At 74.4% G+C, this 7,018-nt stretch carries 7 protein-coding genes; 1 reads left to right on the top strand and 6 read right to left on the bottom strand.

What is annotated here, in order from left to right; genetic code table 11:
* Positions 1-332 precede the first annotated feature (332 nt).
* The 6 genes from ACFWBW_RS37965 to ACFWBW_RS37940 all read right to left on the bottom strand — a co-directional run bounded on the left by ACFWBW_RS37965 (position 333) and on the right by ACFWBW_RS37940 (position 6,211).
* A complete protein-coding gene (locus tag ACFWBW_RS37965; protein ID WP_385383169.1) occupies positions 333-1,244 on the bottom strand; it encodes a glutaminase in 912 nt (303 codons plus the stop codon).
* A gap of 23 nt (positions 1,245-1,267) precedes the next feature.
* Positions 1,268-1,963, bottom strand: a complete 696-nt coding sequence (locus tag ACFWBW_RS37960) for a demethylmenaquinone methyltransferase (protein WP_385383166.1) — start codon at positions 1,961-1,963, stop codon at positions 1,268-1,270.
* 144 nt (positions 1,964-2,107) lie between these two features.
* A complete protein-coding gene (locus tag ACFWBW_RS37955) occupies positions 2,108-3,391 on the bottom strand; it encodes an ABC transporter permease (protein WP_385383163.1) in 1,284 nt (427 codons plus the stop codon).
* Positions 3,388-4,149, bottom strand: coding sequence for an ABC transporter ATP-binding protein (locus ACFWBW_RS37950; RefSeq protein ID WP_385383175.1), 762 nt, complete (start codon positions 4,147-4,149; stop codon positions 3,388-3,390). Before ACFWBW_RS37950 ends, ACFWBW_RS37955 begins: the two co-directional genes overlap by 4 nt.
* A gap of 35 nt (positions 4,150-4,184) precedes the next feature.
* The gene (locus ACFWBW_RS37945) at positions 4,185-5,639 is read right to left on the bottom strand and encodes a peptidoglycan-binding protein (RefSeq protein WP_385383160.1); all 1,455 of its coding nucleotides are present in this window, start codon (positions 5,637-5,639) and stop codon (positions 4,185-4,187) included.
* Complete coding sequence (locus ACFWBW_RS37940; protein ID WP_385383157.1) at positions 5,636-6,211, bottom strand: hypothetical protein; 576 nt, start codon at positions 6,209-6,211, stop codon at positions 5,636-5,638. The genes ACFWBW_RS37945 and ACFWBW_RS37940 overlap by 4 nt, the downstream gene beginning before the upstream one ends.
* 255 nt (positions 6,212-6,466) lie before the next feature.
* Here ACFWBW_RS37940 and ACFWBW_RS37935 point away from each other — a divergent pair, with 255 nt between their 5' ends.
* Positions 6,467-6,865, top strand: a complete 399-nt coding sequence (locus tag ACFWBW_RS37935; RefSeq protein WP_385383154.1) for a hypothetical protein — start codon at positions 6,467-6,469, stop codon at positions 6,863-6,865.
* Positions 6,866-7,018 lie beyond the last annotated feature (153 nt).

The raw sequence follows: 7,018 nt of genomic DNA, 5'->3' as shown, positions 1-7,018 counted from the left end.
TTTTTGAGTCGTGGGGTTCCGTGCGCCGCCCCCCGGCAACGGCGCCGCACGCGGCAAAGGGGGTCCGGGCGTAGCCCGGGGAACGGGCGAAGGGTGGGTAGGGGAACTCGCCCCGCAGGGCCAATCCAGCCGCACCCACCCACCGGACCCACGCCGGGACGGCAGTGGCGGGCACGCCGACCAGCCACCGCCGGACGGAGTCCGGCGCAGCGCCGCGAAGCCGGGGAGGCCCGCCAGCGCCGCACCGCGCGAGCAGCGCGTCAAGAAGGTGCCCGGCGCAGCGCCGCGAAGCCGGTAAGGCCCCCAAGGGGCCGCACCGCGCGAGTGGCGCGTCAGAAGACGCTCAGGCCCGTCAGGGTTGTGAAGCGGTCCAGGGCGGCCACCGCGGCCACCGAGTTGCCCTGGGCGTCGAGACCGGGGCTCCACGCGGCCAGCGTGCACGCGCCCGGCACGACCGCGACGATGCCGCCGCCGACGCCGCTCTTGCCCGGCAGGCCTACCCGGTAGGCGAACTCCCCCGCCGCGTCGTACGTCCCACACGTCAGCATCACCGCGTTGACCTGCTTCGCCTCGCTGCGCGTGAGCAGCCGCGAGCCGTCCGCGCGCAGCCCGTGGCGGGCCAGGAAGCGGCCGGCGCGGGCCAGGTCGGAGCAGCTCATCTCGATGGAGCACTGCCAGAAGTAGTGCTCCAGCAGCGTCGGCACCGGGTTGTCGATGTTCCCGTAGGCGGCCATGAAGTGGGCCAGGGCGGCGTTGCGGTCCCCGTGTTCCTGTTCGGAGGCGGCGACCTCCGCGTCGAAGGCGACGTCCGGGTTCTGGCTCTCCTCGCGGAGGAAGTCCAGCAGTTCGCTGCTCGCGTCGCCCGTCAGCGTCTGGAGCCGGTCGGTGACGACGAGCGCGCCCGCGTTGATGAAGGGGTTGCGCGGGATGCCGTTCTCGTACTCCAGCTGCACGAGGGAGTTGAACGGGTTGCCGGAGGGTTCGCGGCCCACCCGCTCCCACAGGCTGTCGCCGCCCTCGGCGAGCGCGAGGGCCAGCGCGAAGACCTTGGTGATGGACTGCGTGGAGAACGGCGTCTGCCAGTCGCCGACCCCGAAGACGTTGCCGTCGAGATCGGCGATGGCCATCCCGAACTGCCGCGGGTCCACGGACGCCAGCGCCGGGATGTACTCGGCGGTGGTGCCGCTGCCGATCAGCGGGGCGATGTCGGTGGCGACCTGTTCCAGCAGTGCCTGGTAGTCCATGGGTGGGGTCCGGGGTCCCGTGACTACGCGTGCTTGGTGCCGCGGTGCAGGGCCACGATGCCGCCGCTCAGGTTGCGCCAGGCCACCTTGGACCAGCCGGCCTTCTGCAGGAGCGCGGCGAGCGCCGGCTGGTCGGGCCAGGCGCGGATGGAGTCGGCGAGGTAGACGTACGCGTCGGGGTTGGAGGAGACCGCGCGGGCGACCGGCGGCAGCGCGCGCATCAGGTACTCGGTGTACACGGTCCGGAAGGGGGCCCAGGTGGGCTGCGAGAACTCGCAGATCACGACCTGGCCGCCGGGCTTCGTGACCCGGTACAGCTCGCGCAGCGCGGTGTCGGTGTCCTGGACGTTGCGCAGGCCGAAGGAGATGGTGACGGTGTCGAAGGAGTCGTCCTTGAAGGGGAGCTTCGTCGCGTCGCCGGCCGTCAGCGGGAGCCAGGGGTTGCGCTTCTTGCCCTCGCGGAGCATGCCGAGGGAGAAGTCGCAGGGCACGACGTACGCGCCGGCCGCGGCGAAGGGCAGCGAGGACGTGGCCGTGCCGGCGGCCAGGTCGAGGACGAGCTGCCCGGGGCGCGCTGCTACCGCCTTGGCGACCTCCTTGCGCCAGACGCGGTCCTGCCCGAGGGAGAGGACGTCGTTGGTGAGGTCGTAGTTCGCCGCCACGCCGTCGAACATGGAGGCGACTTCGTGCGGCTGCTTGTCCAGGGAAGCGGATGTCACTGGCGTGGGCCCCTCGGGTGCGGTGCGAATGGTTCGGCGAACGGTTGAACGGTTCGGCAGGGTCCGTGCTGCGGACCGCCCCGCCATTCTCGCAGGCCCCTCGGGCACCGCACCCGGCCGCCCGACCGCCCGGCGGGGCCCGGCTCACCGCCGCAGGGCCTCCGCCGGTTCGACGCGGGAGGCCCGCCACGCCGGGTAGAGGCCGGCCAGGAGGCCGGTCAGCAGGCCGATCGCGGGGGCGGCGAGCACGGTCGCCGGGTGGATCACCGGGGTCCAGTCGCGGAACACCGCGACCAGCACGACCGTCACGCAGCCCAGAGAGGTCCCCACCAGGCCGCCGAGTGCGCCCAGCGCGCCCGATTCGGCGAGGAACTGGCCGCTGATGTGCCGGCCCCGCGCCCCGAGGGCGCGGCGCAGGCCGATCTCCCCGGTGCGCTCCAGGACGGCGACCAGCGTCGTGTTCGCGATGCCCACGGCGCCGATGATCAGGCAGATCCCGGCCAGGATCAGGAAGAGCCGGCCCAGGTCCGAGGAGACGTTGGTGCGCAGCGAGCGCGGGTCCGGCGGGGCCACGGCCTTCAGGTGTTCGGGATGGTCGGGGCGCAGCGCCGTAGGGGCGAGCCGGGCCACCTGCTGGGCCGCGCCGAGTTCGGTGGCGATGAGCATGCGGGCGCCGTCGCCCTGCGGGGGTCCCCAGATCTCCTCGGCGGTGGTGCGCGGGACCACGACGGACAGGAGCAGGTCCGCCTTGCGCTCCACGTTGCCGATGATCCCCACCACGGTGAAGGGTTCGTCGCCGATGAACACGGCGGGCGCGGTGTCCAGCGTGGTGATGCCGAGCCGGGAGGCGACGGCCGCGCCCAGGACGGCGACCCGCTGCCGGGTGCGGGAGTGGTACGCGTCGTAGAGCCGCCCCCGGTCGATGCGGGGAACGGCGGCCCGCAGGGCGCCCGGTGAGGCGGCGACCACGTCGATCTTCTCGCCGCGGGCGGCGCCGCCGACCGGGGCCGCGCGGACGGTCCCGTCGGCGGGCAGCCGGACGGTGTAGTAGACGCCCGCGTCCCGGACCCCGCCCAGCCGCTCGGTGCGTTCGTCGGCGTCGGCGGGGAAGCCGGGGGCGGCGAACTGGTCCTGGCTGCGGGCCACGTCCTCGACGGTGACCTCGGTGGCGCCGAGCACGCTGAAGCGGGCGTCGATCTGGGAGGAGGTCGTGGCCGTCAGGCCGAGGATGGCGACGAAGGATCCGACGCCGAGTACGGTGCCCAGCGCGGTCAGCGCCGAGCGGGCCGGCCGCTGCACCAGCCCGGCGAAGGCCTCGCCGAGGATGTCGCGCGGCGCGAGGCGGGTGGGGCGCTCGGGCGCGGGGAGGCGGCGCGACGGCCGCAGCGGCCTCCCGGGCCTCCCCGGCCTCCCCGGCAGGAGCCTCATACCGCCGCTCCCCGGGCCGGCGGCCCCGCGACCGGCGGCCGGTCCTCGGCGAGCACGCCGTCGCGGATGCGGACCGTACGGCCTCCTCTGGCCGCCACCTCGGGATCGTGGGTGATCACCAGGACGGTCATCCCGTCCGCGTGCAGTTCGTCGAGGAGTGCCAGCACCGTTCCCGCGTTCTCCGTGTCCAGGTTGCCGGTCGGCTCGTCGCAGAGCAGCAGCGAGGGGCGGGTCACCAGGGCCCGGGCGATGGCGACCCGCTGCCGTTCGCCGCCGGAGAGCCGGGTGGGCAGGGCGTCGACGCGGTGCCCGAGGCCGACCCGCAGGAGGGCTTCGCGGGCGCGCGGTTCGCGTTCCCGGCGGGGAAAGCCGTTGTAGAGCATGGCGAGGGCCACGTTCTCCAGGGCGGAGCGGTGGGAGAGGAGGTGGAAGGACTGGAAGACGAACCCGATGCGGCGGCCGCGCAGCGCCGCCCGGCCGCTGTCCCCGAGCGCTCCGGTGTCCACCCCGTCCAGCAGGTACGTGCCGGCGGTGGGGGCGTCGAGCAGCCCGGCGATGTTGAGGAAGGTGGACTTGCCCGACCCGGAGGGCCCGACGACGGTGACGAACTCGCCGCCGCGCACCACCAGGTCGCAGCCGGTGAGCGCGACGACGGGCGGCGGCCCCGGGTAGGCGAGCCCGACGCCCCGGAACTCGATGACGGCCGCGCCCGCGCCACCGGTACGCGGCTCCGGCCCCGGCTCCGGCCCCGGCCCCAACCCCCGCTCCGGTCCCGCCTCCTCACCCGTCGGGGTCACGGTGTCTTCCCTCCGCCGCCCCCGCTCAGGCCGGGGTTGACCCCGGTGACGACGTTGTCCCCCTCGGAGAGTGCGCCGGCCGTGGTCGGCTCCACCTCCACGTAGCCGTCGCCCGTCGTGCCCGCCTGGACCTCCACCTGTCGCCGTTTCCCCTCGGAGTCGACGACGGACACGCTGGTGCGCCCGTCCGCGCCCGCCGAGACCGCGCTCACCGGGACCACCAGCGCGTCGCCGGAGGTCGCCGCCGCCTCCACGGTCAGCCGTACGTCCTGTCCCGCGAGCGCGGGGTCCAGCGGGCTGTCGGGCTCCACGACCATGGCGTAGCCCGGCGCTCCCGCCGGGGCCTGCTGCTGGCCGTCCCCGGTCCCGCCCTGCGGCTGCGCGGGCGGGGCCGCGGCCGTGTCGGCGACCGAGGTGACCTTGGCCGTGGCCGTGACCCCGCTGACCTCGGACCTGATCTCCACGCGCTGGCCCGCCCGGACCAAGCCCTTCTGGTGTTCCTGGAGTTGCCCCCGCACCACGAGCGCCCCCGCGGACAGCGTCAGTGCGGGACCGGTGGCCGCGGAGCCGACCCGGGTGTTCACCGTGGTGATCCGAGCGGGGAAGCCCTCCAGGAACACGACCTCGCCGGCCGGGAGCATCGGCCCCGCGACCTCCTGCGCCTCGGTGAGCCCCCGCCGCGCCTTGGCCAGGTCCTCCTCGGCGCGGCGCACGGCGCGCGAGGAGCCCGGGTTCGAACCGGACTCCACGAGGGAGGCGTTCGCCACCGGGACGCTCGCAGCCGAGCCGCCGGGCTTGCCCTCCCCCGCCCCGGCCCCGGCCGCCGCCCCCGCCCGTACGTCCTCCAGTGCCCGCCGGGCCGCCGTCACCGCTTCCTCCGCGGCCTCCACCGCCTCTCCGCCGTCGGCGAGCGCGGGCAGCGCGTCGTAGCCGATCGAGCGGTAGAAGGCGGTGAGTGCCGTTTTGGTGCCGGCCCCGAAGGTCCCGGTCTTGTCGCCGCCCGTCGGGTGCCCCCGCCCGGCCAGCGCCTGCTGGAGCTGTCTGACGTCCTCCCCGGTGGCCCCCGGCTTGAGGTCCCGGTACACGGGCAGCTTGCCCGGCAGTACGAACACCGGCCGCCCCGACACCTCCAGCAGGACCCGCCCCGCCTCCACCGGACTCCCCGCGGTGGCCGCCACCTTGGTGACCACCGGCGCCGCCCCGCCCTCGGCCCGCGCGGTCGGTGTGACCTGCACGGTCTGGGTGGCGGTCGCGGTGCCGCGCAGGATGACGGTGTCGCGCAGCACCCGCTTCTCGACCCGGGCCACCAGGACGTCCATCGGGGGCGGCCCCGCGTCGGCCGCCACCTGCGCGGGGGACTTGATCACCGCCGAGGCGCCGACTCCGGCGCCCGCGAGCAGGACAGCCCCGCCGGCCACCGCGAAGACCCACCTACGGTGCTTCGCGCTCATCCACCCACCACGCCCGAGGACGAACCCGCCGGGGCCTTGTCCGCGCACTTGAGGAGGGCGGCAGCCGCCTTGGGGTCCGTCTTGAGCCCGGCGTCGACCCCGGATTCACCCGTGACCGGGTCGGGGTCGGGGAAGTCCCGGGCCCCGTTCGCGCGCATGCACGCGGCGAACTCCTTCGCCTTGGCGAGCGTCGCCGCGTCCACCGGGGGCCGCACGCGCTTGGCCGCGCAGGCCTTCTCGGCCTCCCGCACCTTGGCGGGGTCGGCCTTGGCCGGGTCCACGACCTGCACCCCCGAGGGGGTGTCCTTCATCGGCAGCCCCTGGTCCTTGAGGCAGGCGAAGAACGCCGCCTGCCTCGGATCGGCGGCGTCCTTGCCGGTCGGCTCCGGTGCGGCGGCCGTCGGCGTACCCGTAGCCGTACCCGCGCCGGTGGTGGCGCCGGATGGCGGGGCGGCGGCCCGGCCGCCCGACTCGCCCCCCGAGCAGCCGGACAGCAGGAGCACCGCCGACATCAGGGACGCCAGGGACAGGAGCACCGGCGCGGACGCGGACCGGACGCGTGAAGATGACACAGGAATCGACCCCTTCGTACGCTCCCGCCGCGAGCCGGCTCCGGAGCGGGCGCCGTACGGCAACAGGGCGCCTCCGCTTACACCGTAGGAGCCACCCACCCCAGACGTAACTGGCCCGAAGGCTAGTTGTCCGGGTGGCCGGGACCCCGTTGACTTCAGCCCGTCCGATGGGCCCATCACCTGCCGGATCCGGTGTCTGCAGGCACCCCGTCCGGGTACCGACGCTGTCAACGCTCCTCACGGAAAGGCACAGCCATGCGTTCTCGCATCGTCATGCGCGCCGCCGTCACAGCAGCTCTCGCCCTGTCCGCCGCAGGCCTCTCGCTCGGCTCGGCCACCGCCGCCGAGAAGGACGGTTGGATCACGTCCGGCGAGTTCGGGCTCTTCTGCTTCCAGAACCAGGGCAACTCGGTGTTCGACCTCGTCCTCGACGACGTCAACTTCGCCAACGACTACTTCAAGGGCTCGCAGTCCTGCGCGGGTCACACCACCAACGACTGGACGGAGTCCTACCGCAATCTGGACTCGTTCACCTGGGACGTCTACACCGACTGGAACCGCGGCGGCTCCCACGGGACCCTTCCCGCGGGCTACGCGGGCAACGCCAGCGCCACCTTCAAGAACGCCATCTCCTCGGCGTACTGGGTCCGCTGACACCTCTTCACCCTGCGCAGCACAAGCGCCGGTCCCCCCCCCACCCCCCCGGGGAAGGGTGCGCCCACCCCACCCCCCCCCCCCCCCCAAACCCCCCGCCCCCTCCCCCCCCACCCCTTCTCCCCCCCCTCATCTCCCTCTTTCCCCCCGACC

This window comes from Streptomyces sp. NPDC059957, from assembly GCF_042730015.1.
Taxonomy (GTDB): Bacteria; Actinomycetota; Actinomycetes; order Streptomycetales; family Streptomycetaceae; genus Streptomyces.
This window is presented reverse-complemented; position numbering and strand designations above follow the sequence as displayed.

Bases quoted from the DNA above. Each gene is read 5' to 3' on its own strand.
- ACFWBW_RS37965 (WP_385383169.1), bottom strand. From the start codon at position 1,244: ATGGACTACCAGGCACTGCTGGAACAGGTCGCCACCGACATCGCCCCG.
- ACFWBW_RS37955 (WP_385383163.1), bottom strand. From the start codon at position 3,391: ATGAGGCTCCTGCCGGGGAGGCCGGGGAGGCCCGGGAGGCCGCTGCGG.
- ACFWBW_RS37945 (WP_385383160.1), bottom strand. From the start codon at position 5,639: ATGAGCGCGAAGCACCGTAGGTGGGTCTTCGCGGTGGCCGGCGGGGCT.
- ACFWBW_RS37935 (WP_385383154.1), top strand. From the start codon at position 6,467: ATGCGTTCTCGCATCGTCATGCGCGCCGCCGTCACAGCAGCTCTCGCC.